Origin of the sequence: Streptomyces sp. NBC_01454, assembly GCF_036227565.1 — a bacterium.
Taxonomy (GTDB): Bacteria; Actinomycetota; Actinomycetes; order Streptomycetales; family Streptomycetaceae; genus Streptomyces.
Genome location: NZ_CP109463.1, coordinates 1 through 24897, shown reverse-complemented (window position 1 = coordinate 24897; position 24897 = coordinate 1). Strand labels below are relative to the sequence as shown.

At 70.5% G+C, this 24897-nt stretch carries 26 protein-coding genes; 20 read left to right on the top strand and 6 right to left on the bottom strand.

Going from position 1 to position 24897, the window contains the following annotated elements; all coding sequences use genetic code 11:
- Nucleotides 1-17 precede the first annotated feature (17 nt).
- The 11 genes from OIU81_RS41885 to OIU81_RS41835 all read left to right on the top strand — a co-directional run bounded on the left by OIU81_RS41885 (nucleotide 18) and on the right by OIU81_RS41835 (nucleotide 6899).
- Nucleotides 18-704: a GGDEF domain-containing protein gene (locus OIU81_RS41885; protein WP_329156387.1), complete on the top strand. Its 687-nt coding sequence runs from the start codon at nucleotides 18-20 to the stop codon at nucleotides 702-704.
- Entirely contained in the window at nucleotides 701-1147 is a 447-nt protein-coding gene (locus OIU81_RS41880) for a hypothetical protein (protein ID WP_329156389.1), read from the top strand. The genes OIU81_RS41885 and OIU81_RS41880 overlap by 4 nt, the downstream gene beginning before the upstream one ends.
- On the top strand, nucleotides 1144-1704 hold the full coding sequence (locus tag OIU81_RS41875) for a WhiB family transcriptional regulator (RefSeq protein WP_329156390.1): 561 nt from the start codon (nucleotides 1144-1146) through the stop codon (nucleotides 1702-1704). Before OIU81_RS41880 ends, OIU81_RS41875 begins: the two co-directional genes overlap by 4 nt.
- Nucleotides 1704-2552: an Lsr2 family DNA-binding protein gene (locus OIU81_RS41870; RefSeq protein WP_329156392.1), complete on the top strand. Its 849-nt coding sequence runs from the start codon at nucleotides 1704-1706 to the stop codon at nucleotides 2550-2552. The genes OIU81_RS41875 and OIU81_RS41870 overlap by 1 nt, the downstream gene beginning before the upstream one ends.
- A gap of 3 nt (nucleotides 2553-2555) precedes the next feature.
- The gene (locus OIU81_RS41865; RefSeq protein WP_329156394.1) at nucleotides 2556-3044 is read left to right on the top strand and encodes a hypothetical protein; all 489 of its coding nucleotides are present in this window, start codon (nucleotides 2556-2558) and stop codon (nucleotides 3042-3044) included.
- 6 nt (nucleotides 3045-3050) lie between these two features.
- Nucleotides 3051-3767 carry a hypothetical protein gene (locus OIU81_RS41860; protein WP_329156396.1) on the top strand — a complete coding sequence of 239 codons (717 nt, stop codon included), beginning with the start codon at nucleotides 3051-3053 and terminating at the stop codon, nucleotides 3765-3767.
- Nucleotides 3768-3831: 64 nt separating this feature from the next.
- Nucleotides 3832-4422, top strand: a complete 591-nt coding sequence (locus tag OIU81_RS41855) for a hypothetical protein (RefSeq protein WP_329156398.1) — start codon at nucleotides 3832-3834, stop codon at nucleotides 4420-4422.
- Complete coding sequence (locus tag OIU81_RS41850) at nucleotides 4419-4826, top strand: ParB N-terminal domain-containing protein (RefSeq protein WP_329156400.1); 408 nt, start codon at nucleotides 4419-4421, stop codon at nucleotides 4824-4826. The genes OIU81_RS41855 and OIU81_RS41850 overlap by 4 nt, the downstream gene beginning before the upstream one ends.
- Nucleotides 4823-5191 (top strand): hypothetical protein, encoded by a 369-nt coding sequence (locus tag OIU81_RS41845; RefSeq protein WP_329156402.1) that lies wholly within the window; start codon nucleotides 4823-4825, stop codon nucleotides 5189-5191. The genes OIU81_RS41850 and OIU81_RS41845 overlap by 4 nt, the downstream gene beginning before the upstream one ends.
- Nucleotides 5192-5328: 137 nt before the next feature.
- Nucleotides 5329-5967, top strand: coding sequence for a plasmid partition protein (locus OIU81_RS41840; protein ID WP_329156404.1), 639 nt, complete (start codon nucleotides 5329-5331; stop codon nucleotides 5965-5967).
- On the top strand, nucleotides 5964-6899 hold the full coding sequence (locus tag OIU81_RS41835; RefSeq protein WP_329156405.1) for a hypothetical protein: 936 nt from the start codon (nucleotides 5964-5966) through the stop codon (nucleotides 6897-6899). The genes OIU81_RS41840 and OIU81_RS41835 overlap by 4 nt, the downstream gene beginning before the upstream one ends.
- A gap of 96 nt (nucleotides 6900-6995) precedes the next feature.
- On the opposite strand, the gene OIU81_RS41830 is transcribed toward OIU81_RS41835, so the two are convergent.
- On the bottom strand, nucleotides 6996-7226 hold the full coding sequence (locus tag OIU81_RS41830; RefSeq protein WP_329156407.1) for a hypothetical protein: 231 nt from the start codon (nucleotides 7224-7226) through the stop codon (nucleotides 6996-6998).
- Nucleotides 7227-7253: 27 nt separating this feature from the next.
- Nucleotides 7254-7496 carry a hypothetical protein gene (locus tag OIU81_RS41825; RefSeq protein WP_329156409.1) on the bottom strand — a complete coding sequence of 81 codons (243 nt, stop codon included), beginning with the start codon at nucleotides 7494-7496 and terminating at the stop codon, nucleotides 7254-7256.
- A 172-nt stretch (nucleotides 7497-7668) separates the two neighbouring features.
- Here OIU81_RS41825 and OIU81_RS41820 point away from each other — a divergent pair, with 172 nt between their 5' ends.
- The 7 genes from OIU81_RS41820 to mobF all read left to right on the top strand — a co-directional run bounded on the left by OIU81_RS41820 (nucleotide 7669) and on the right by mobF (nucleotide 18353).
- Nucleotides 7669-8796 carry a site-specific integrase gene (locus OIU81_RS41820; protein ID WP_275538522.1) on the top strand — a complete coding sequence of 376 codons (1128 nt, stop codon included), beginning with the start codon at nucleotides 7669-7671 and terminating at the stop codon, nucleotides 8794-8796.
- Nucleotides 8793-9137, top strand: a complete 345-nt coding sequence (locus OIU81_RS41815; RefSeq protein WP_329156411.1) for a helix-turn-helix domain-containing protein — start codon at nucleotides 8793-8795, stop codon at nucleotides 9135-9137. The genes OIU81_RS41820 and OIU81_RS41815 overlap by 4 nt, the downstream gene beginning before the upstream one ends.
- Before the next feature lie 6 nt (nucleotides 9138-9143).
- On the top strand, nucleotides 9144-11468 hold the full coding sequence (locus OIU81_RS41810; protein WP_329156413.1) for a hypothetical protein: 2325 nt from the start codon (nucleotides 9144-9146) through the stop codon (nucleotides 11466-11468).
- Nucleotides 11469-11793: 325 nt separating this feature from the next.
- A complete protein-coding gene (locus tag OIU81_RS41805; protein WP_329156415.1) occupies nucleotides 11794-12558 on the top strand; it encodes a hypothetical protein in 765 nt (254 codons plus the stop codon).
- 150 nt (nucleotides 12559-12708) lie between these two features.
- Nucleotides 12709-13977 carry an AlbA family DNA-binding domain-containing protein gene (locus OIU81_RS41800; protein ID WP_329156417.1) on the top strand — a complete coding sequence of 423 codons (1269 nt, stop codon included), beginning with the start codon at nucleotides 12709-12711 and terminating at the stop codon, nucleotides 13975-13977.
- Between the two features lie 411 nt (nucleotides 13978-14388).
- Complete coding sequence (locus OIU81_RS41795; RefSeq protein ID WP_329156419.1) at nucleotides 14389-15795, top strand: hypothetical protein; 1407 nt, start codon at nucleotides 14389-14391, stop codon at nucleotides 15793-15795.
- 590 nt (nucleotides 15796-16385) lie between these two features.
- Nucleotides 16386-18353: a MobF family relaxase gene (mobF, locus tag OIU81_RS41790; protein ID WP_329156421.1), complete on the top strand. Its 1968-nt coding sequence runs from the start codon at nucleotides 16386-16388 to the stop codon at nucleotides 18351-18353.
- A 758-nt stretch (nucleotides 18354-19111) separates the two neighbouring features.
- Here mobF and OIU81_RS41785 read toward each other — a convergent pair.
- Nucleotides 19112-19561 (bottom strand): hypothetical protein, encoded by a 450-nt coding sequence (locus OIU81_RS41785; protein WP_329156423.1) that lies wholly within the window; start codon nucleotides 19559-19561, stop codon nucleotides 19112-19114.
- 606 nt (nucleotides 19562-20167) lie between these two features.
- On the opposite strand from OIU81_RS41785, the gene OIU81_RS41780 reads away from it, so the two are divergent.
- Entirely contained in the window at nucleotides 20168-21070 is a 903-nt protein-coding gene (locus tag OIU81_RS41780) for a replication-relaxation family protein (RefSeq protein ID WP_329156425.1), read from the top strand.
- Nucleotides 21071-21101: 31 nt separating this feature from the next.
- Nucleotides 21102-21272: a hypothetical protein gene (locus tag OIU81_RS41775; protein WP_329156427.1), complete on the top strand. Its 171-nt coding sequence runs from the start codon at nucleotides 21102-21104 to the stop codon at nucleotides 21270-21272.
- A gap of 61 nt (nucleotides 21273-21333) precedes the next feature.
- Here OIU81_RS41775 and OIU81_RS41770 read toward each other — a convergent pair whose 3' ends face one another.
- From OIU81_RS41770 to OIU81_RS41760, 3 genes are read right to left on the bottom strand one after another with little or no spacing between them, the layout of a single operon-like run.
- Nucleotides 21334-21825, bottom strand: coding sequence for a hypothetical protein (locus OIU81_RS41770; protein WP_329156428.1), 492 nt, complete (start codon nucleotides 21823-21825; stop codon nucleotides 21334-21336).
- Complete coding sequence (locus OIU81_RS41765) at nucleotides 21822-22118, bottom strand: hypothetical protein (protein WP_329156430.1); 297 nt, start codon at nucleotides 22116-22118, stop codon at nucleotides 21822-21824. The genes OIU81_RS41770 and OIU81_RS41765 overlap by 4 nt, the downstream gene beginning before the upstream one ends.
- Nucleotides 22118-24640: a DEAD/DEAH box helicase gene (locus OIU81_RS41760; protein WP_329156432.1), complete on the bottom strand. Its 2523-nt coding sequence runs from the start codon at nucleotides 24638-24640 to the stop codon at nucleotides 22118-22120. Before OIU81_RS41760 ends, OIU81_RS41765 begins: the two co-directional genes overlap by 1 nt.
- Between the last annotated feature and the right edge of the window lie 257 nt (nucleotides 24641-24897).

Here is a 24897-nt window from a genome sequence, read left to right as displayed (position 1 = left end):
GAGAGGGAGAGCCCAGTATGACCTCCATCGCCCGCGTACAGGCCCGTCCCGGGCAACGCGCGCTCCTCATCACCACCCTCGCGGTCCCGCTCACCGGCTGGACCGTCCACGCGGTGACCCTGCACCGCCAGCTCGCCCACGCTCAGCGCGACAAGCTCACCGGCGCCCTGCGCCGCGAGTCCTTCGAGCCCCGGGTGCAGCGGTTCATCAACCGCCACCGCGACCAGGCCATGGTCCTGGTCTGCGACGTCGACCACTTCAAGCGGTTCAACGACCAGTTCGGCCACGCGGTGGGCGATCGGGTCCTGGCGGAAACGGCCTCCCGGATCAGCCAGTGGGCGGGCAGCCGCGGCATCGTGGGACGGCTCGGAGGAGACGGCGGTGACGAGTTCATCGTCGCCGCCCAGGTCCCCGCCGACCGGCGCGCGCTCCTGCTCCAGCAGCTCATGCAGGCGCTGAGCGCGCCCATCACCGTCGACGACGGCCGCCTGGTCGACGTCGCGGTGTCCATCGGCGCCGCAACGCCCGACGCGATCGGCACCCGCGACCGGTCGACGCTGATGCGGGCCGCGGACGTCGCGATGTTCCAGGGCAAGCACGGCGGCGTCGCCGTCCAGGCCGGGTCCGAGCACGCCAACGCCGGAAGCAGCAACGGCCGCCGCATCGGACGCATCGGCACCCACGCGGTGGTGACGGCGGCATGAGCCAGACCCGCATCGACTGGATCCGGGGCATCACGGTCCGCCAGCCCTGGGCGACCTGCCTCCTCACCGGCCACAAGACGATCGAGAACCGGCCCTCCCCGGGCTGGCCGCTGGGGCTCTACCTCCTGCACGCCGGACTCGCCGTCGAACGTGCCGCGCTGCGCCTGCCGCTGGTCGCCACCACGATCCGCGGCCGCCAGCTGGACCGGAGCGCGGTCATCGGTGTCGCCCGCCTCGCCGACGTCCACGCCGGCGACGGGCGCTGCACCGAGTGGGCCGAACCCGGCAGCCCCTTCCACCTGGTCTTCACCGACGTCCAGGAGCTCGCCCTCCCCATCCCCATCCCGGCGGGCGCGCTCGGACCGTGGAAGCCCAGCGAGGACCTCGTGGACCAGGTCCGCCTTCAGCTCCCCGACCTGCGCGCACCGGAGGGAACCTCATGAACGGCAACCGCACCGGCGTCGCCAACCAGCCGGCCATCGTCCTCGCCGACGACCGCATCCCTTTCCCCGAGACCGACCAGGTCCTGCGCTGCCGTACGAGCCCGGCCCTGTTCCAGCTCGAGGACATCCGCAACACCGACAAGGAACCCCGCGCCCGCGAGAAGGCACTCGCCCAGGCCAAGCACGCCTGCTCCGGCTGCCCGATCGTCAAGGACTGCCTGAAGTGGGCGCTGGCCAACCCCGGCCTGACCAAGACGGGGGTGTGGGCGGCGACCACCAAGCGCGACCGCACGCAGCTGCGCAAGGACCTCGTGGCGCGGCTCGGTGAGGACTGGGTCGGCGTGGTGGCCGAACAGGACCGGCTCCGCAGGCAGCGGCAGCGCGCGGCGCGCGTCGTGCCGCCTACCGTCCGCGAACTGGCCCTCGCCCGCCTGGCACTGGAGGACATCCCCACCCGGCCCGCGCCGTACAACCGCTGGAAGGAACCCATCACCCCCCGGCAGGCGGCGTCCAACCGGCACGTGCTGGAACTGGTCGCCAGCGGCAAGGCCGCGTGATGTTCACCGACTGGACCGAAGCGCTCGAAGCCGAGTCGCTGCCCCTGGAACCGTCCCCGGCGCAGCAGCTCGCCGCCGCGGCCCGGGTCACCGCCCGCGCCTCCCGCGACAAGGACGACCTCGGGTTGCTCCTGGACGTCCTCGGGCTGCCCACCGACCCCGACACCCTCACCGCCCTGCTCCCCCTCCTCCCGGAATCCGGAGACGCACCCACCATGACGAACACCACCCCCGCCGCCCCGGCCCTGTCCGCGCACGAGGCCATGGCGATCTCCATGCACAACAACGGCGACAGCCAGCAGGCCATCCGCGAGGCCACCGGCCTGAGCGAGAGCGAGCTCAGCGACCTCATCGCCGACCAGATCCTCGGACTGCCCCGCACGGCCGCCGACTCCCCGGCCATCGACGTCCCCGTCATCCCCCTGGCCGTCGCCGTCTCCACCGAGGTGCAGGAGCTGCTCGCCTGGGCGGCCGCGCACCCGGCCGCCTCGGTCCGCAGCCGCGCCACCCGCATCACCGCCGACCTCTGCGAGCTGTCCGAGCGCCGCGACAGCGAGGCCGCGCAGCGCGAAGCCGAAGAGAAGGTCGCCCAGGCCAAGGCCGAACTGGAGAAGGCGCAGGAGCAGCTGCGCACCGTGAAGGCCGGCACCCGCACCACGGCGGCCGCGACCGCGCCCACCCCGATCCGTACGGGCCTGGGCAGCGGTCGCACCCGCGAGGAGCTCGCCGCCATCAGGACGTGGGCGCGCGCCAATGGCCACCAGGTCGCCGACGCGGGCATGATGCGCAAGACGGTCCTGGAGGCGTACGACGCCGCCCACCAGGCGCCGGTCCGCAAGGCCGGCTGACCCGTGGACACCGACGCGATAGCCCTGGACGGGTACCTGGACGAAGAGACCGTGCCCGGCGACCTGCACGGATCGACGGCCCGATTCCGGCTCACCGTCTCCCCGACGGACGAGCGCGCGGACGAGATGATCCTGCCCTGCAGCGTCGCCGACTCGGAGCTCGCGCACACCGTGCTCCACGAGCTCGTCCCCGGCGACCAGCTGCGCGTCACCGGCTACCTCCGGCTCCCCCGCACGCCGGACGAGCCGATGTGGCTGATCGTCACCACCCTCGCCGTCCTGGAGACCGCGCCCCTGCTGTCCGACCCGGCCGCCGCCGCCACGGCGGTCATCGAGCGGTACGGGCCGTACGTCTGCTGGTTCGACGCCGACACCACCGGCGTGGAGGTGTTCACCGAGCGGGGCACGTGGGTCGGCACCGCACCCGAGCCGAACGAGCTGGGCGAACTGCTCGAAGCTTTCGAGCACCGCCAGGCCGCCGGCGGCGAGTGAGCCGCTGTGCCCATCCGTCCCGAGAACCTGCACCGCTACCCGCGCGACTGGAACGAGATCAGCGCGCGGATCCGGTTCGTGAGGGCGGGCGGCCGCTGCGAGTGCACGGGCCACTGCGGCCTGACGCACCCCGGCGGCCGCTGCCCCGCCGTCCACGAGCAGACCCACCCGGACACCGGGTCCGTGGTCGGCCTGACCACCGCCCACCTCAACCACACCCCCGAAGACGTGCGAGAGATCAATTTGCTCGCCGCCTGCCAGCTGTGCCATCTGCGGATTGATCACGGACACCACCGGGTCACCCGCTCGCTCACCCTCGCCGCCCGCGCGGCCGCCGCCGGACAGCTCGGACTCCTCCCCGAGACCACGCTCGTCCGCACCGAGCCGCCCACCCCGCCGCGCCCCACCCGGGCCCGCGCCCGCGCGGCCGCGCTCCACCAGCTGCCCTTCCCCGAAATCGACCAGGAGAAGAAGCCCATGGCCCGCATCAGCGTGAAGATCACCCCGCTCCACCCGGACGGCACCGAATGCACCCACGCCGTCCGGCCCTCCGGCAAGCCCCGCGACGCCGACTCCGGATGCGCCGGCCGCCGCAACTACGCCGTGGTGTGCAGCGACTGCGGCACGGTCGGCGAGCCGCACGGCCTGCGCGTCCTCGCCGAACCGGCGCAGAGCGCGCACCGCGACAGCCACAAGGCCGCCCTCGCCCCGGCCTCCCGCTGACCCCCACCCGCTCCGGCCGTCGGGATCACCACGGTCCCGGCGGCCCCGTCGAATGGGAGGGCCGATGCCCACCACCGTCTTCGACCAGTTCACCCGCCGCACCGCCGACGTCACCGCCCAGCTCACCGCCCTCGGCATCCCGCTCACCGCGCCGCCGCTGCCGCCCGCCGCCGACCCCACCGACCTGTGGGCCAGCAACTACCCCCTCCCGGTCGACCGCTCCACCCTCGCCTGGTGCACCGCCGCCCAGATGCTCGCCGACCACCACCACACCGGCATCGACCGCCAGGTCCTCGCCGCCGACGCCCTGCTGCGCGAGCTCGGAGTCCGCGGCCTCGCCCAGCTCCACTCCGACCTCCACCACGGCGCGCCCGTCGACTACCGCTTCACCCGCTGCCCGTACTGCTCCGGCATCGGCGAGGACCCCACCCAGCCGACGTGCGGAGAGTTCGGCTGCGCGCCGTGGCTGGAGTTCGCCGGCCACGACCACCCGTGCCCGGTCTGCCCCGACGACTACCAGCCCGAGTGGTTCGCCGAAGAGCGGATGGCCGACCTCGAGGAGCTGCTTGCCGACGCCATCGAGGAGCGCGAGGAGCACGCCTCGCTCCGCTACCGGCTCGGGACGTTGCTGCGTCGCCGGGGGATGCGCTCGTGACGGCCCGCGCCGTCGACGGCAAGCCCTGGACCGGGCGCATGCGCACCGCCGCGCTCCGGCAGAGGCTGGTCCGGCCTGCCGAGTTCTCCACGTGGGCCGGTGCCCGCCGCTACCACGAGCGTCACGGCCGCGACCGCCGGGTGCTGGAGAAGCTCCGGGCCTCGATCGGCACGGACGGGATCCGGGAACCGCTCCTGCTGGGCGTCCGCGCAGCCGACCGGCTCGTGTTCGTCTTCGAGGGCCACCACCGGGCCGTCATCGCCCTCGAACTCGGGGTGCGCTCCTTCCCCTTCCGGTGGTTCTGGGACCCCGACGTCCAGGACGTGGAGCACGAACCGTTCCCCCACCACGCCCTGGGCCATGACGGGCAGGCGTGGCTATGCCACCAGGAGACGCGCTCATGACCGCCCGACACCGCAGATGCGGCCACGGCAGCGGACCGATGCACCCCGGCGACCAGAAAGCCGTCGCGGAGTTCACCGCCATGCTCGCCGCCCGCCAGCGCCCGACCCCGTGGAACGGCCGCGGGGACGCCGCCGTACGGATCGGTGAGCGCGGCTTGGAGCGCGGGCGGCCGCTCCCCGAGCAGCCGGCCGACGCCGACCCCGTCGCCCTGGTCCTCATCCACCCCGACACCGAGACCGCCCTCACCGGCACCCTCCACTGCGCCCAGGCCCGCATCCACGGCGTATGGACCGACCCCTACCGGCTCCTCACCCACGCCTTCGCCGGGCGCGACCTCCCGGCCGGCATCGACCTGAGCGCCTGAGTACACGAAGCGGCCCCCGCCGTCCGGACCTCAATCCGGGCGGCGGGGGCCGCTTTTTTACGTTCCGGGAGTCACCGGAAGAGGTACATGCCGGTCGGGAGTGCTTGGGGAAGGTACAGGGTCGGTACGCTCACGCCATGTTCTTCATCGCCAATGTCAGCCCTCGCAGTACGGGCAAGACCACGAACTCCGCGTGGCTGAGCCACGCCCTGCACGAGCGCGGACGCAAGGTGATCGGCTTCGACGCGGACGACTCGCGGCAGTTCAGCCGCTGGCAGGCAGCGGGCCCCTACCCGTTCGTCGTCCAGCAGGCCGCCACCCCCGCCTTCCACATGAACGTGCCGCAGATGATCCCGGCTGGGTTCGAGGAAGGCGTCGGCGTCGTAGACGTAGGACACCTCGAAGACCACAAGGCAGTGGGCACCTCCGTGCTGCGCCTCGCTGACCTCGCCATCATCAACCTGCCGCCGTCCATGAACGACGTCGAACGTATGGAGGAGCTCCCGACCAAGGAGTTCATCGACGACGTCGCGCCGCTTCGGATGGACAGCAAGCCGCCGGCCACCTGGGTCCTGCTGTGCAAGGCACCGACCGGCGTGAACGAGCTCAAGCAGGTGCGCGAGTACCTGGAGGCTGACGGCTACAACGTGTTCACCACGGTGGTGCCTTCCGTGGTGAAGTACATGCGCACCCACGAGGGCAGCGACATCCTGGCCAAGGGGTCAGTGTTCGACGAGCTGGTCACCGAGATGGAAGAGCGGGGCCTGCTGCCGTGAGCAAGCCCAATCCCTTCAAGGACCGCCAGGCGCGCAAAGCCGCAGGCGTAGTGGTCCCGGGCCAACAGGGCACCGACCCCGCCAGCACAGGATCTGACCCGGCCGCCATCCCCTTCGCACAGGGGCGGCCGGAGAAGATGATGACGCTCGCAGACCTGCCGGAGCCCATCGAGACGCCGGACGCGGCGGGTGACCTCAGCGAGGAAGAGGAACAGATCCTCGCGCTCTGCATGCGCGGGGTCCAGCAGTTCGAGGACGCCTGGTGGGTCATGGGCAAGTCCATGGCCAACATCAGCAACCGGCGCCTGTACCGCAAGACGCACGCCAACTTTGAGGACTTCGCCCGGGACGTCTTCAAGAAGTCCCGGCCGATCGCCTACGAAGAGATGACCGCGTACGCGATCGGAGAGCTGCTGTCTGCACGTGCAGACAAAGCGTTCGAAGAGAATTCGAACGGTGTGTCTGCACGTGCAGACACACCGAGCATCGGGAAGAAGGCAGCCGGTGCCCTCAACCCGATCACCAAGGACTACGGGGCTGAGACCTCGGTCGCCGTCCACGAGACCATCAAGGACGCCACCGGCAAGACCGTCACCGTCAAGGCGCTCACCGGCATCGTCCAGAAGCTCCCCCGCAAGGAAGAGCGCGAGCTGACGCAGGACGAACTGATGGCCCTGGCTCGCGAGGTCGCGGCCAACACACCCCGGACCGTCCCGGAGAAGCCGGCCACCGCGAGCCAGCCCACTGCGCTGGACGGACTCCGTAACGCCGTGACGCAGCTGGAAGCCGCCCACCGCGCCCTGGCCCCGGCCAACATCAAGAAGGCCCTCGAAGAAGACGCAGACGAGGCGGCCAAGATCCTCGCGTCAGCCAAGGCAGCCGCAGACAAGGCGGTCGCGAGGGCCAGCACCTCTCTCCCCCGGGCGACCTGAGCGCCCCCAGCGAAGACAGCGGCGGCCCCCACCTTCGTGGTGGGGGCCGCCGCCGTGTGCGGTCGTCCTATGTGGCCGGAGCGCCCGGCCGCCGCTTCAGTCCTGGAACTCCTTGCTCTTCACGCCGTAGAACGTGGGCTTCGCGGGCCGGACCTCGGACCGCTCCAGGGTGTCGGCCATGACGGCGAACCCCTCGCTGCGCCGGACGACATCGAAGAACTTGCCCAGCGCCTCCTTGTCCTCCCACAGCGCCTGGGCGGTGCTGATGATCAACGACTTCAGGTGATCCGACTCAGTCGCCTCGATCACGGACTCGTTCGCTGCCACGGCTTTCCCCTCCTGGTCATCGGACGATCAGCCAACCAACCGGTGACCCGCGCCCGCAAGACAGCCTTCGGCCACGGGCCGGTCCAGGATGCTGTGCGTCCCGATCCGGTGCCACACGATGTGCGGGAGCCCGGCGAACTTCTCCCCGCCGTACGACCACGTCGCGCGTCCGTCCGGCGCCCAGGTGAGCTCGTAGACGCCGGGGGCGCGGCGCACGCCCTTGATTGGTGGAGTACGTACGGGTTCGTTCGTGGCCGTCTGGCGTGTCAACGTCGCATTTCAGCTGGTAGATCGGCGTGCTGGGCCCGTTCACTCGATGGTGTGAGATCTCCGCAATAACCCGCAGATTCTGCGAGTGATCGCCGTAATCTGCGGCTTTGTGTCGGATCTCGAAAGTCGCACCCTGTCGCTCGTACGCACCGTGCCGGAGCCAGGCGTGCCGGTGGACCCGGCCTCGGTGTCGGTCGAGGCCGGGCTCGCTGACGTCGTGACGCTTCAGCGGCGCCGGCAGGCAAGGATCTCGGCGCACGACGAGGAGAGCTTCTTCCTGGACACGCTGTCGGAGTATCAGTGGGCCCGGGACGCGGCGGGGCTGGCGCAGGAGACGCTGGATGGGCTGATCAAGCCGGTGATTGAGGTCTGTGAGTTCTACGGCACGGTGCCGTGGCAACTCTCTTCCCGTGAGGTCGACCGGTACTTTGCCGGGCCGGGGAAGCGGGCCCAGTCGACGATGCGGTACAAGATCGGCAAGATCGACCGGTACTTCGCGTTCCTGGAGCAGCGGTACGCGGGCGAGATTATGAGCCGCTTCGGGGCTGTGGTCGAGTCGCCGATCGATCCGTTCAACAGGCCCCGGCACCGAGGCGACTTCGGGCTGAGAATCCCGCCGTCGCAGGCAGCGATGAAGATGTTCTTCGGCCGCTGGCGCGAGGACCTGCCCCGGGCGCGGAAGTACCTGGTCGCCTGCCGCGACTACGTGATGACGAAGATCGCCTACTTGTCGGGCGTCCGTGCGGCGGAGTTGTGCGGCGTCTGCATGGGGGACGTGCACTGGGAGCACGGTCAGTGGGGCCGGTTCGTCGTCCTGGGCAAGGGCGCGAGCGGTTCGGGACCGCGGCCGCGCGAGGCGTACCTGTTCCAGGAGGGCCGGGCTCTGCTGTGGTGGTACATCGAGCAGATCCGGGGCGAGTTCGGTGATGATGCCGAGCACCCGCGGGCGCCGCTGTGGCCGTCGGAGCGCAAGCCGACGGCGATCGCGGCGCTGAACCTTCCGATCGCGCCGGCGATCGTGCCCTCGACGTTCCGTCGCGCCCTGCACAGCGCGGCGGCGAGCTACCTGAGCGGGCCGGTCACCGACCTTTTCCCGCACCTTCTCCGGCACGCGTGCGCGACCCACAACTACGAGCGCGGGATGACGTTGTGGGAGGTACAGAAGGTCCTCGGACACGCCTGGGCAACCACGACTCTTCGGTACATGGCGACCGCGCAGGCCGATCCTGAGCACGCGAACGTGGAGGCCAGCTCCCGGGCGGCCCGACGACTGGTGATGGACAAGGGGAACCTGAGGTGAAGTGGAATCTGCGGATGGTGGCCGCGCAGCGCGATCTGTGGCGGCCGACCGAGGTACTAGCTGCGTTCCGGCAGGTCGGGTTCAACCCGTCGCTGAGCAAGGTCGCCGCGCTGTGGGGCGGCACTCCGGTCACGGTGCGGCTGGAGGACCTGGACCTGATGTGCGCCGCGCTGGGCTGCACCGTCGCGGATCTGCTGCAGGCCGAGCCCCTCGCCGGAACCCAGGCGCTGCCGGAGGAAGGGGAACGGACGGCCGACGGCGCGGAATTGCCGTCGGGGCCGGTGCGGCCGGTGCCGGGAAGCCGCCGGGGGAGTGGGCCGCGCCCGCTCCCGCCGAGCTGAGCGCCGGTGGCCGCGGACCGGGCAACGGCCCGGAGCTGCGCGGACTGTCTGGGCTGGGTCGTCCTCAACCAGCGGGGGGCCTGCGCCGGGTGCAGGCGCTGGCGACAGCACTACCGCGAGCGGGGAACGTGTCCGCGGTGCCGGCACGAGCGGCTGCTGAACTCCGACGGTCTGTGCCGCTCATGCCTGCAGGCGATCCGGCTGCTGGACGACGCCGAGTGGGCCCTGGGCATCGAGGGGGCACCGCCGCGTGACCTCCAGCTGACAGTCGGCGTCTATCACGACCGCGCAGACTCAGCCCGCCAGCTGAGCCGGGCCGGCGGTACCGGTCCGCGGACCAGCGAGGTGTGGAACCTCAGACTCCGGCAGCAGCGCGCGGGCACCGAGCAGCGGCCCGCGGTGCTGGAGCCGGGCGCGTGGGGGCAGATCCCGCTGTTCACGATCCCCAGGACTCTGACCGCGGACACGGCCCGGGCGGTTGCGGGCCGTCCGGTGCCCGGGTGGGAGAAAGCCCAGGCAGTGCTGGAGGAGATCGCCGCCGAACAAGGGCTGAGCCGCGGGAACCGCTACCGCAAGGCCGCGCTGCTGCGACTCGCGCTGGCGATCCGCGCGGCCGAAGGCACCTGGCTGCTGCCCGAGGTACTCCTGCGGGACCTGCCCGCCGGCCGCAACACCATCCGCCTCGTTCTCCAGCGGGCCGGGCTGCTGGCCTCCGAGCCGGAACCCCTGCGACTGTTCCCAGCAGTCCGCCGCCCACCCCGGACCGTGGCCGGCCGGGTGCCCTGGTGCCGGACGCCGCATTCGTGTGCGGACTGCCAGGCGTGGATGCCCTCTGGCCAGTACGGTTCCCGCTGCACTCCCTGTCAGCACTGGCACGCCAAGCTGGCGCGGAGCACCTGCACACGCTGCCACCGGCGGGAACTCCCGCTGCGGAAGGGCCGCTGCCGCGGCTGCCGCCCGTACCGTCTCCTCGACGACGCCCAGCCCGCCACCACCCGGTACACACAGCTGATGGTCGACGTGCCCGTCGAAGGATCCGGACCGCCCCCGCCGATCCCGGTCGACGAACCGTTCCAGCCGGGGCTGCTACCCGCACCGGTGCACACCGCTGCCGGGCAGGAGCAGTTGTTTGCCATCCGGCGCGACTGGACGCGGCTGCTGTCGGGCCTCCAGGGCCGGAACACGGCCGACCTGGGGCTGACCGGGACGACTGCACGGCTGGTCGAGGACTTCAGCCGGGTTCTGCACGAGCGGCAGTCACCCGGCCGCGACAGCAACATCCGCACCCTGAGCATCCTCGTATATTGGTGCGGCGCCGAAGGGGCCATCTCCGAACGGGACATCCACGAGCTTGCCCGGACCGGACCGGGCCTCAGAGCCAAGACCGTCTGCCAGTTCCTGCGCGATCGGGGCCTTCTTCTGGAGGACCCCGACCTCCACCGCGATGTCGATCTGGCGTGGATCGAAGACACCATCGCCGCGATGCCGGAGGCCCTCGCTGGCGAGGTAGGGCAGTGGGTGAAGGTACTGCGAAGCCAGGGCCGCCATGAAGGGGAGACCCGCGGCTACGACGCGATCCGCCCGTACCTCGCCTCTGTCCAGCCGGTGCTCACCGATTGGGCGGAGGCAGGCCTGCTCTCGCTTCGAGAGATCACCCGGCGCCACGTCGACGCGGCCGTGGACGGCCATGCCGGACGTGCCCGCCGGCAGCTCGCCCTCGCCCTGCGCAGCCTGTTCAGGACGCTGAAGCGCGAACGGGTGGTTTTCCGCGACCCTGCCCAGCACCTTCGCGTCGGGAACCCGACAGGGATCCCGAAGCCGGTCCGCAGCGACCTGCTGGCCAACGCGTTGCAGCAGACGAAGACCCCGCTCGGGCGCATGGTCCTTGTCCTGGCCGCTGTTCACGCCGTGCCCGTCCATGAACTCCGCACGATTCTGACGTGCGACCTGGACCTTGCACGCGGCACCCTCGTCATCCGGCGCGGCCTTCGACGGCACACCCTTTACCTGGAGGAACTCACCCACCGGATCACCGCCGACTGGCTGGACTACCGCCACGGTCGCTGGCCCGCCTCGACCAACCCTCGCCTGCTTGTCAGCCAGAGATCGGCACTCGACCCCGACCATCCCGCCGTCAGCAAGACCCTGCTCCGCGACGACCTGCCCCAAGGGCTCACCCTCGTCGGCCTGCGCCAGGACCGCATCCTCAACGAAGCCGCCGAAACCGCCGACCCTCTCCGGCTGATGAGGCTCTTCGGGATCACGGAGAAGACCGCCATGCACTACGTCACCGTCGCCCACCCGGAGCGCACGGCCAAGCTGCCGAGGTGAAGCGGGCCGTCAGCCTTCCAGGGGATCTGCACGCCAGGGGGCGTCGGCTCGGGTGGGGCGGGCACCGGCGGCGATCCGCAGTACGTACACCGGCCGTTAGTCGTAGGGCCTTATCTGCATCTGTTAAGTGCAACGGCTGGCCACAAACCCATAGCTTGTGCAGGCACATCAGGCACGTTCCTCGCCGCCGAGGCGAGAGGATCGGCACGATAGGGGCACGGACGAGGCACTCGAGCGGAGCGAGGACGAGGGACCTCCTCAGCGACGACTGATGGCGATCTCTGAAAACGGCCGTGTTGTCGGCGCGGCCTCCTACAGTTCCGTCATGTCCAACTATCAACGGCTCCAAACGAATCGAAAGTACATGCTGGTCGAGTTCCCGGCCGGCACCCACCTCGACCACTCCCGTGCCTCCTCCGGCGGTATGCGGGGTACCGCCCGCGATGACCGGGACAACTCGCTCGTTGCCCAGGCCGAACTCTTCGACGCCGACGACCGGTACGACGAGGGCTACGGGGACGGCCTAAGGAACCTCCTCGTCAACTGCGCCACCGACATTGCGGTTGAGGTCGCTCAAACCGTGACGGTCGCCGCCGTGGAGGTTGCCACCCCGTACCTCAAGGAGGGGGCACGCCGATTCAAGGAGAAGCTGCGACGCAGGCCCAAGGACGCCCCGGCCGCTGAGGTGGTACAGGAGACTGCCCCCGAGCGGCCGACTGCGTCTGGTCTCCGACCGGTGACTGCTGCCGCCAACGGCCGCGACCAAGTGGACCTCGTCCTGCGTGCCGACCAGGGTGACGCCAATATGCAGGCTGCGCTGGAGCGAATCAACACGCGCGCGGCCGAGACATATGGCATCGCCACGCACTACTCCGCCAGCCTGCCCGCGGCAGACGTGGTCGGCGAGGCCATGCGCCAGGCGCTGGCAGCAGCCGCGCCCGGCTACGTCGCCGCCGCCCTTGAACGCCTCGCCTTCGACGACGAGCTCGGCCTGACCCCCGCGCAGCAGAAGCGTCTGTGGGGTTGTGCTGCGGAGCTCGACCCCGGTGTGGTCGAAGACCTCACCGGCGCCAATGCCCCGCTCGCGTAGCCCGGACGCTCTGGGGGCGAGAGCGGCCGCTGCGCATTCGGCCCCCGGTCGGGCGGATCCCGGCCGGCGGCGCTGCCGTCCTGGAGCCACTGGTCACTTCGTGGCAGCTTCAGGAGGACAGGGCACAGAGGGCTTCCCTAGGCTTGCGCCATGCCTTTCACGCCACTTCACCGCATACTCGGGCTCGCGCCTGGGCCACTGACCGGTGACATCCTGGACGCCGCCGTAACAGCTGGCGTGACGGAACACAGCGACTTGGACTGGAAGTCCGAGCTGCCGCCCGCCAAAGGTCTGCCGCAGACAGACTTCCCGAAGGATGTCGCGGCCATGGCGAACAGCGGCGGCGGTGTGATCGTTTACGGCGTACAAGAGACGCAGAAGGCGGCGACTAGCCGCGTCGATGTCGGCGAGTTCGATGAGGGCCACGAGCGGGCACTGCGAAGCGCCGCGATCACTGCGATCTCTCCGCCAGTGTTCGGGCTGGGTGTGCACCGGGTGGGCGAGGCAGGGAACAGGGCCGTGGTGGTGGAGATCCCGGCTAGCGTCGACGGTCCACACCTGATCTATCGGCACGACTATTTTGGCGCTCCCGTCCGCAACGACGCCGACACGGTATGGATGAAGGAACGCCAGATCGAGGCCATGTACCGCGCTCGCTTCGACGAGCGCCGCCACGCGACCGAGGCCCTGGACTCGCTGTTCACCGAAGCCGCCGCCGGGCGCGACAGCCGCAAGCGGGCGTGGCTGATCGCGGTTGCCCACCCGCGGCTCCCTCTCGTTCGCGAGAGGCTGACGCGCGACCAGGCGCAGAAGGTGATGTCCAAGGCAGAGAGCCTTGCCTTGATGTACGCGGGGCGGGGTGGTGTTCACCCCCTGGAGAGCGTGGACCGGCTCAACCCTCGCCCTGGCCTGCGCCGGTGGGTCCTGGTGAACACGGCAGCGGCCGCCTACTCCTTGTGGAAGGAGGCGTGGGCCGCCATCCACCACGACGGATCGGTCACCCTGGCGGCCGCTGTGGGCGGACACCGGCGTGCTGCTTCGGGCGCTGAGGGCGGGGAGTTCTTCGAGGGCCGCCACGTCGAGTCCTCTGCCATCGAGTGCTCGATCGCGGACATGATGGCGTTGGTCCGAGCGACTGCGGACCTGACCGGTGCCGGCGAGTACGACGTGCGTGTCGGAGTCGAGTGGGCTGGCGAAGGGCCGCTGACAATTCTGACCCGGGACACCATGGGCTTCGTTTACGACGAGGTGTCGACCCCTCTGCATCGGTATACGCCTGTCGAGACGACTGTGAATGCAGTTGCTTCTGACCCGGACTTTTTCTGGCAGGTGCACGACCTGGCGCAGGACTGCGTGAACCAGGGCGGTGTGTCGAACGTTCTGATGATCCGCCCTCCAGAGCGTGACGGGTCGGCGTAGCTGAGCTGCTCCCTGCGGGCCTGCTGTTACCGATTCGTTCGTCCCAGAAGCCGGTGCGAGCGATGGCGTCGGCGGTGACAGATGGGGTGCGGTCGACAAGGAGAGGGTGGGGACGGGACCCGCGGTCTCCTTCTTGCGGGAGCCGGTTCGTGGCTACAGTCCAGGCCATGGCTTCTCCCGAGGCACTCGCAGCGCGCGCACTTGCCCAGGCCGCGGTGAAGCTGGCGCAGAGAAAGACCGCCTGCCCCGGGCCGCTGCCGCGGCAGGTCATGGCGCCTCGCATCTGAGGCGTCCATCGCGCCATGACCAGCACCGCTCGGCCCTCCGCCCAGCACTGCGAGCCTGACTCGACAGCCGTCCTGGACGCTGCAAACTGCTGACTGCCCGGCGGAGTTCTGGGATCATCGGCTGATGGTCAGCAGCAGGTACCGCTCGGGACTTCGGCAGCAGCTGGACGCTGTCGTCTCGCGCCACCTCAGCGGGAACACGCACGCCACCCTCAACGCAGCGTTCGCGGAGCTGGCCATGCCGGAGATCCCCAAGGAGGAGGGATCGCTGCGTGAACGAATCGAACGCAGCTACGCCCAGGTCTCCGACAACGACCTCACCCACGTCGCGCAAAGCATCCTGGCTCGTGGGAGCCTCACCGCTGCGACTCGCAACGGGATACAAGATCTACTTTGGGCGGAGTCGTCACCCCCGGGGATATCCAAGAGGGTCCGACGCGAACTGGCCCGAGCCCTGGACCTGGCGGACATGGCACGCCACGAAGCCCGATTCATGACGCTGCTGGAGCGCTTCTGGGTGCTCGACCGTGAAGAATCCCTTGCCGACCTGCTACTTCCCAGCACCAACCGCCCGCCTGGGCTGAGACAGCACATCCAGCAACACGTCTTCCGCAACCCGGAGGACTGGTCGACCGAGGACCTCTTCGAACACCTCGGGGCGTTCGAGGCCGGCGACGCGCGATTCGCCCGTTTCCTCGCATCGGCCGTCTCCGCCGACGTGCTCCTCGACGAGCCCGCCCAACGTCACCTCGTGGCACAGATCAACGAGCAGATCCGGAGCGCGGGAGTCGAGCTCCGTGAGACCGGGGCCGACGGCGGCTACCCGCGCTTCACCGTGGTCTCCACCCGGCTCGCCGACAACCGACGGCCGAAGAACGTCATCTTCGCCTCGCTCACCAAGCCGGACATCCGATTCCTCTCCGCAGTGGACAACGACATCGAAATCGTCGGTGACCCCGGCAACGTCCTTGTCTACGACCGCGAGATCACAGGCGACGGCATCCGCTGGCGAGACCTCCAAACCTGGTGGCAGGACACCCAAAAGATCGCAGACGAGGCCGAAGCCAAGAAGACCCTCTACCACCGGCTCCGCCGCAGCCTGCCCGGCAACTCACCCGGGCAGCGCAACGTCTTCGAGCTCTACCACCACATCCTCGGCTCTGCCGTCTATGACCTCCCGGCGCTCCTGCCCGAGGTGTGGCTCCACTGGGACCACAAAACAGTCCGTGAGCGTGGCCCTGAAGCGCTGCTGCGCTCCCGCATGGACTTCCTGCTCCTACTGCCCCACGGCCAGCGCGTCGTTCTTGAGGTCGACGGGTCCCAGCACTACACCCGCGACGACGGTCAGGTACCCGACAGCTGTAAGTACGCGGAGCTGGTGGCTGGGGACCGCGAACTCAAGCTCAGAGGTTACGAGGTCTTCCGGTTCGGCCACGACGAACTCAGGGACGCGGAACGTGCCAGGCTCCTGCTCCAAGAGTTCCTGCTGGCCCTCTTCCAACGTTTCGAAGTGAACGGCCGCACCAGCTGACACAGGAGGCCGGAGCACGGGCCGGATGAATACGGGTACCTATCCGGCCCCAGCCGTGAAGTCTGAACTCGCACGACCACCGCCGAAGACAGGGAAGTGGCGTCCCGGTTCGGCGTACTCCGGCTCCGGGATTTCGGGAACCCGCGCGCTTCCCGTAAGCCGGGGCGGAACTGTCGGCCAGTGCGCAGGTCGGGCACGAAGGCGTCCAGGACGACGCGGCGGAAGCGCCGGCGCTGGGCGGGGGTGAGGTGCTGGAGGTCGGTGGTGAAGCGGGGGAGGGTCTCGAAGGTGGGCACGTGGTCTCCTCCGGGCAGCACGACGAAGCCCCCGGCGGTTGCCAGGGGCTGCTGTAGGCGGTGCTCGTTGGTGGTGTTCGTTCCGTGGTGCTGAATGCTGCTCAGTGGTGCTGGATGGTGTTGTCCGGGCCGTGGTGTGAGGACTGCCGGAGAGCGATGACATTCGTGTTCGGCCCGGCGCCGCTTCCCGCCCGGCGGGCACCTGAGAAGAAAGTTCGGCCGCTGCTCCCGCCTGACGGGACGTACGACTGATCGGCCTTTTCTCGCAGGTCAGAGCCGTGTGACGTGGTCTCCATGACAGTGGATATCAAGGTCATCCGGGCCGGTCAGATGTACCGCTACTACCTGCGCCAGACCGTCGTCGGCGACGGCCGCCGCCCGGCCCGCACGCCGCTGCGCGCCGCCCAGGAGCAAGCCGGTGTCCCGGCCGGGCGATGGATGGGCCGCGGCTTGGGCGCGCTCGGACTCGCGCCGGGTGAGGAAGTCACCGAGGCGCAGCTGCGGAACCTGTTCGGCGAGTGGGGCCGGCACCCGGACGCGGACCGGATCGAGGCCGACCTGCTCGCCAAGGGCGAGTCCCCGAAGAAGGCGTTCAAGGCCGGCGCCCTCGGACGTCAGGTGGCGGTCACCGGTGTCGACTTCGTCTTCCGGCCGCAGCCGACGATCTACCTCCTGTGGGCGCTGGGGGATGACGAGACCCGGCGGGTGATCGAGGCCGCTCACGAGCGGGCGATCGTACGGGTACTGGAGTGGATCGAGGACGAGGTGGCGGTGATCCGCTACGGCAAGGACGGGGTCCACCGGGTGCGGCCGCCCGGCGGTCTGGTCGCCGCCCGCTTCCGCCACTACGAGGCACGCTCCGGGATGCCGCTGCTCCATGACCATCTGCTGCTGTCGGTGAAGGGGCAGCGCCTGGACGGGAAGTGGGGGTCCATCCACTCCCTGGCCCTGTACGAGAACACCGTCGCCGCCTCCGCGCTCTACAACGAGCTCGTGGCCGCTGAGGTCTGCGAAGAGCTGGGGCTGGCGACCGAGCCGCGCACCGTCACCCCCGGGCGCCGGCCCGTGATGGAGATTGCCGGGGTGCCGCACGACCTGATCCGCTGGACCTCCCGGCGCAGCGACCAGATCGCCGCCTGCCGGGAGGACCTGGAGCACGAGTACGTCACCGCCGTCAAAGACGACGGCACCCCGAAGTTCCTGCCCGTGGTCTCCGAGCGGGCCCGCGCCAAGCTGAACGCTGTGGCCGCCCGCAAGACCCGCCCGCCCAAGCAGAAGACCCAGCCGCTCGCGCAGCTGCGCGCCTGGTGGAAGGCGAGCGCGATCCTCACCTCCGGTGTCGCCGCCGACGTCATCAACTCCCTCCTTGAGCACGCCCGCGCCGCGGCTGCCGCGATCCGGGCCCGGGTCGCCGCCGTGGTCGACGTCGCCCTGGCGGCCGTCGACGTCGCCGCGACGTTGTTCGTGATGAACGAAGGCGGCCGATTCCACCGGAGGCACCTGCTCGCCGAAGCCCGCCGCCACCTCGCCCTCGTCCAGCGCGGCCGCCGCCGCGACCCGGGCCTGGACGAGAAGATCGTGGCCGCCGCCATCTCCACCCACTGCCTGGACATCAGCGAGCCGAAGACCACGATCGGCCGACTGTCGGAGTACCGCCTCTACACCGCCCGGTGGGCCCTGTCCGACCTCCCCGCCCGACGCCGCCCACCCACCCCCACACCCGACCCGGACCGGCAGCCCCCGGCCGATCCCGGCGAGCCGGCTGCGCCCCGGCCCCCGGGCCAGGACGCGGGGGAGTGGGAGATCCCCCGGATCCCGCTGCAGTACGACCGCGCCGTCCTCGCTGGCGCCGTGGTGCGGGAGAAGCTGCGCACCACCACCACCACCGCCATGCGGGGCCGGGCGTACGACATCGCCCGGCACCAGCAGGCGGCGATGCCCGAGCAGCTGCTCGCGCCCGCGGGCGCCGACCCCGAGAACGACGACCAGGAGCAGAAGCCCGGCCGCCGCGAGGCGCACCTGACGGCGCTGCGGGCCCTGCGGGAATCCCGCACGGACGTGGAAGCCCTCGATGTCACCGCCGAACGCCTGCGCCACCTCCAGGACGCGTTCACCGCAGCGGCCGACCGGGCCCATACGACGATGGACCGCTACGCCCACCGCGACGATGTCGAGAAGCCGCACCCGGCGCGCAGGGACGATCAGCAGGAGCACCGCCCGCAGGAGCCCGGACCGCACCGCGGCCGGGAGGCCGGCCACTGAGCGCACCCGATGCCACGGCGCGCACCGACGATGCCCCGGTGTCCACTCCACCGAGTGGAGTCCACCGGCCGGGAGTGGACGCCACCGCGCTCACCGTCCACTCCACCGAGTGGAGCCCACCGAGTGGAGCCCACCGAGTGGAGCCCACCGAGTGGAGCCCACCGAGTGGAGTGGACGACATCGACGGGGGCGATGCCGCGCATCCACCCGGTGCTGTGCACCCGATGCGACTGACGATGCCGTGCACTCCCACCTGGGTGCCCGGCATCGTCTCGGGAGTGCACGGCATCGCCGATGACGATGCCGGGCATCGCCGGGCGTGCATCCGGTGCGCGTCGCCGCCGGGCGGGGTGCGCGCACCGGGTGCGCTGCCGGACCGTGTGGATGCGCACCATCCGCATCGGGTGCGCGCACCTCGGTGCGCCCCGGCGGCGGGGTACCGGGCGACCCACCGCCAGGCGCACCGAGGTGCCCCCGCACCTCGAATTTCTGTGACCTGCCGCACATTCGCGGGTTGGGCAAGACGATGGTCAAGGGGTCGTGTGATAGAGGAGTTCGGCCCCGATCGTGCTCTGCGGCGGGAGGCCGCGCGTACCGCCCGACCGCACCGCGCGCGCGTGGTGCGCGCACCAATCGCGTCTCCACATCGGCGGTGCGCGCACGCGATGCGCATCGGATGCGCACCACGGTGCGCACGACTCCAGGTCGTGCGCACCGACCCGGTGCGCGGTGCGCGCACGCGATGCGCACTGGTGCGGCTACCGGTGTTCACCGACCGCGGAGTGCGCCGCGCGGGCCTGCTCCACGCGCCCGTCGCGTATCACCTCCAGGGCGCGGTGGCCTTCCTGCGGGTCGGTGACGAAGACCTGGCAGACGAAGTGCGCGATGCAGCGGGCGATGGCCGGCGCCGCACTGGCCGGGCAGTCGCTGGCCCACGTGCGGATCGCCATGAGGAAGACGACGCCGAGCTCGTTCAGGGCGAAGGAGTCGGCGCAGACATCCTCAATGTCATCTCCCAGGGCGGTCACCGGGAAGACGAGCTCCTGCGCGATGGCGACCAGCAGACCGGCGTGGGGGAGGAGATCGACCGTGAGCTGATCCACGGTGGCGGTGTCGTCGGCGTCGACCGCCAGCACGTAGTCGAACGCGAGCTGGACCTGCGCCGGGGTCAGCTGCGGGTAGTAGTACGTCGGCATGTTCTCGGACATCGGTGTCTCCTGTCGTGCGGCCACCGTGTGGGTCGCGGCGGCTTCTCCAGCAGGATTCAGCGGCGGACCTGTGGACAGAGGACGGAGATTTCTCCCCCGCTCCCCGAATGCGGACGAATAACCACTGCAAGGGGCAAACCGTTCGGGCGGCGGGTCGGGCGGATGACCCCTTGTCCAGGTCGGCCGTACTTCCGCGAGCGCCGCGTTTCCCCTTGACCACCCTGGCTAGCGGCCGCGATCAGACAGCGGACAAGGGGTGGCTCTGCACGATGGCGCCTGCTCTGGTGCGCACGGCACCGCTTCCCGCTGTGTGCGCCGGGGCCGCGCCTCCCGTCCGAGGGGCGCGGAGCCGACCGGCAGGAGAAGACCACCGTGACGACCACCGCCCACCCGATGCCCGAGCCGGCCTTCACCCCGACACACAACCCGTCCCAGGGCCCGAAGACGCTGCCCGGACAGGGGCACACTCACGGACCCACTCACGGGCCCGCTGCCGGACCCACAGCCGACGCGGGCCCCGAGAGCGTTATGCCAGCTCGCAAGGGGGATTCACCCTTCGCGCGGGGTGCCGACTCCTCTCTGGTACCTGCTTCCACCGAGTACGGAGTGGAACATGATCTGCGGATACTGCAGCTGCTCGCCTGCACCCGGGTCGCCACGCCCCACCAGCTCCACACCTGGCTGACTCCGATGGCGACGGACTCCAGCACCATCCGCAAGCACCTGCGCGGCATGGCGAAGGACGGCCTGGTGGCCGCGAACGAGAAGCGGCGGCCGCACATCTGGTTCCTCACCGACGCCGGCCTCGCGGAGGCGCGCCGCGCGGGGCTCGCCGAGCACCGCACCACACAGGTGACCGGCGAGCACGTCGCCGCCTCTCCGGCCTTCGCGCACGCCCTGGCCGTCACCGACACGGCCATCGCGTTCTCCCGCGACCTGGCGCCGGACACCAGGTTCGGCACGGCCCTGGGCGAAGTCGGCGACTGGGAGGTCGAAGTCGCCCACCCGCTGGGAGGCGGCGGCCTGCTCATCCCGGACGCCGTGCTGCACCTCCAGGTCCAGAACCTGCCCCACGTCTTCGTCGAACTGGACCGCGCCACCATGTCGCTGGGCAAGCTGATCAACAAGGTCGCCGCCTACGACCGCTACCGCCACTACACCCACCGACCCACCGGGCCACGCCTCGCGCGCGCAGCCGGCGCGGGCCCCGCCGGGCTGCCGGACTGGTTCACCCGCTACCCCAGGGCCGGGGCTGAGACGAAGTTCCCGCCCCTGCTGATCGTCCTGGCCGACAAGAAGAAGACCACCCTGGACAACCGGACCGCCGACACCCTCGCGGGCATCCGCACCCTGCGCGGCATCCGCCGCCGCGAACTCGCCGTCGGCATCACCACCCTCCCCAACCTCCAGGAACACGGACCCCTCAACCCGATCTGGCACAGCACCACCAGCGACCAGCCGCTGCGCCTGGCCGCGCTCATCAACGGACGACGGGAGCACGGCGGGTGACAACCCGGCCCCTCGGTTCGTTGATCCCCTCATGACACACCTGCCGTCACCCGAAGAGATCGAGGCCGCCCGCACACCCAACGGTGGCTACGGACGGGAACAGCTCGCGGCCTGGGGCATCGACTGGCCACCGCCCAAGGGATGGAGCAAGCACCTGAAGAAGCGCTGGCAGGACCAGCAGGACGGCGACGAACACGCCTGACAGCGACGGGCCGCACGGAAGACTCCGTGCGGCCCGTCGACGTCGTACGTCAGAGGTTCACTCACCTGCTCAGGCGGATACGCGGTCCCCACGCGAACTCGAGGTCGTCCAGCAGCACGATCTCCTCTTCCTTCTCCCACTGGCCACGCAGGAGGAACGGGCTGGTCTCCATCCGCTCCAGGATGACCAGGGTCTCGGGCTGCCCGATCAGCGCGTACCGGCCGTGCGAGGCGGGCCTGCTGCCCGGCCCGTACGCGCGCAGGAGTTCCTCCAGGCGGCCGCGGTGCTGCTCCACGAACGCTGCCAGGCGCTCGATGTACCCCTCGTGGTCCTCGGTGCGCACCGTGCTGAGCGCCACGTCCAGGAACGCCCCGTTCGGCCAGTGGCGCGTCCCCGGCGCGGCCAGGGCCCACGGGAAGCGTTCCGCCGCCGCCAGGACGTCCCTCGCGTCCAGCGCCACGGGCGGGGCCGGGGTGGGCGCCGGGGACTCCTCCGGGGCGGGCGGGGCCAGCTCCTGGCCGTACGCGTTGGCGTCGTGCTGCTCGATGCTCACGTGGTGCCTCCCTCGTCTGTGCGGGTGCGGTGGGCGACCCAGTCCGGATCGCGTACGGGCACCGGCACCGGGGTGTCGGCAGCCGGGGCGCGCATGATGCGCCAGCTGGCGCGCGGCGCGGTGACGACGTGGACCAGGACGACGACGGCCTGCCGTACGGAGCCGCCCCGGACCCACGTCCCGGTGAAGCGGACCTGACCGGCCGCCCAGTCGCCCGCACGCCGCCAGGGGCGAAGGCGTCCGAGCAGATAGCCGGCCGCGAGCACGGCGGCCGCGGTGACGACGATGCCCATCACGACCACCGCATCCCGACCGCGGACAGCTGCTCCATCCGCTCCGGGGGCAGCGCGGCGGCCCTGCTCCGCTGGTTGTTGACCCACGCCCCCAGGCGGTACTGATCCTCCCGGCCGTCCTCGGAGAGCACGGTCTCCACGTGCTTGCGCGGGACCTTGAGGTGGCCCTCGCGCTCGAAGTACTGCCGGGCGGCCGCGAGGTTGGCGGTCCACTTGTCGGCCTGCGTACGGGGCCGCGGGGGCTTCTCGTCCTCGGTGGCGGGCTCGATCCCGAGGACCTGCTCGCACATCCACTGCTGCACGCCGGTGAGCTGGTCCCACCCATTCCGGACCGACTGCACCCACCGCCCGAGGTCTTCGCCCTGGCGCAGGAACTCGCCCGTCTCGGTGGGCAGCGCCTCACCAGCGTCCAGGTGCAGCCGGACCAGGTGGAAGGACCGCTGCCACGTCACCGGCCACGACGGGCACCAAGAGGCGTCGATCTCCTCCAGCTGCTCGCGCCGGGTGTCCGACAGCGCCCCGGCCGACGACTCCACCGGCAGGCCCTCCGCGCGCCGCTGCTCGTTCTCAGCGGCCTTCCTCGCCGCGGCCCGCGCGTTCTTCAACCAGATGCCCACCGCCGCGCCCTGGAAGGTGGCGTCCAGCGGCGCCAGGAGGTGCCCGTGCTCGGCAGCCCACCCGCGCGCGGCGGACAGGCCCTCCGCCCACGCGACGTCGAAGTGGGACCAGATCATGCCGAGCTTCTCCAGCTGGACGACGCGGTCCTCGTCCATGTCGCCGCGGGCGTAGAAGCGGCGGGCGTCGGCGGTCCACTGCCCGAGAGGGAACCCGGCAAGCGAGGCCGGCCACCCCTCGCCTTCCGCCTCCTGGTCGTCGACGGCGGGCACGCGGAACGTGAACGGCACCTTCAAGTCGCCGTGCTCGCGGGCGTAGATCACGGCCGCTTCCACGCCGCGCCGCCAGTGCTCGTGCTCGGGGTTGAGGACGCGCAGGTTGATGAACGCGGCGAGGGCGGCCGGGTCGCGAGGCGTACTGAACTTCAGGAGAGCCTTGGCGGGGGCGCTGACGCCTCCGGAGCCCTCGCCGCTCCCCTTGCTGCTCTTCCCACTCTCGTCCTTCGCTACGGGCCTGTAGGCGCTCGCCACCTGCTGCTCCGCGAGGGTCTCCACGATCCTCGCGTCGTGGGCCCGCAGCGCCTCCAACAGCTTGGCCAGCCCGCCGAACGCCCGAGACGTGAGCATGTTGTCGGCCGTCTCCCCGGGTCCGAGCAACACCGGCACCACGAGCGAGGCCATCTTGCCCTCGCCCGGCTGCATCCGCAGGGCCCGGCCCACCGCCTGGACCAGGTCGGGCATGGAGCCGCGTACGTCAGCCCAGTACACGGAGTCGCAGTGCTTGGTGTCGACGCCCTCGCCCAGGACCTTCACCGAGCACAGGAAGCACTTCTCCACCACGGTGCCGTCCGTGGCGATCCCGTCGGCGAACTCGCCCAGCAGACGCCGCCGGTGGAGCGGCTTGTGGTCCCCGCACAGCCAGTCCGCCCAGATCGTGGCCGGGTACAGCTCGGGGTCGGATGCGTGCAGCTGCGCGGCGACGTCGGGAAGGCCGGCCGCGAACGCTTCGGCCTCCTTCACCATGTGGTGGAAGACCAGCGTGCGGCGGAAGCCCTCCTCCGACGACGCCTTCACCAGCGCGGTCTGGAGAGCGGCGAGCCGCGCCCCGCGGACCTCTGCAGAGCGGCCTTCGGCGCCCAGGAGCTGCGCGGCCTGGAGTGCGGTGTCGGTGACGTCGACACATACGACCTGGTAGGGGGCACAGATTCCCCGGTCGATGGCGTCCGAGAGCGTCAGCGTGAAGCAGCGGCTGCCGAAGGGCCCGTCCGGGTTGTCGTCCATGCTCGCGACCAGCTCGCCCGGTGCGCCGGCCTCGTCCTCGTCCCCGAGCTGCCACAGCCGGGGCGTGGCCGTCATGTACAGGCGGCGCAGGGAGGGGATCTTTTGGTTGTCGTGGATGACCGCCCAGGGCTTCCCGATCCGGCCCGAAACGCGGTGGGCTTCGTCCACGACGATCAGGTCCCAAGCCGAAAGGCCGGCGGCGTGCGCGCGCTCCAGCGTGCCGAGTCCGAGGCTGGCGTACGTGGCGTACACGGTGACCTTCTCCAGGCCGCGCGTCCACTCCACGAGCTCGTCCACGTCCGTGGTGTTGGGGAAGGACACCTCCTCACCCCGCAGCGAGGACACCCCGATCATCGGCCCCCGGCGGCCTCCCTCGCGCCACGCGGACTCGGTCTGGGCGAGCAGGTCCAGCGAGGGCACGAGCACCAGCACACGGCCCGCATGGAGCTCCTCCGCGCTGCGAACCGCCACCCGGGTCTTGCCGGACCCGGTTGCCATGATCACCTGCGTTCGAAGCCCTCGTTCGGGCACAAGTGATCTTGCAGGCAATTCGAGCGCACGGAGGACCGCATCAATGGCTTCCCGCTGGGCTGCCTCGCGCTGGTCAATGCGGTTGGTGGTCGACATATCCGCCTGCCTTCTCCTGGATGCCGTCCGGTCGACTGGAGCGGCGGGAAACGGGAAACCTGCACGTAGACGAGCCGCAAGAGCTACGGTTGGACTGACGCGATCGGTTCGCTGCTCTGCCTCACCGAGCACCGGAAAGGCCGTGTGGTGGATCTCGATAACCTCCCCAAGTGCTCTGGGGTGGTGTGCTCTAAGTCCAGAGTCTATCCCCACATCAAAAAAGAGACACACGGAATCACGAGATTCCCCCTAACGTG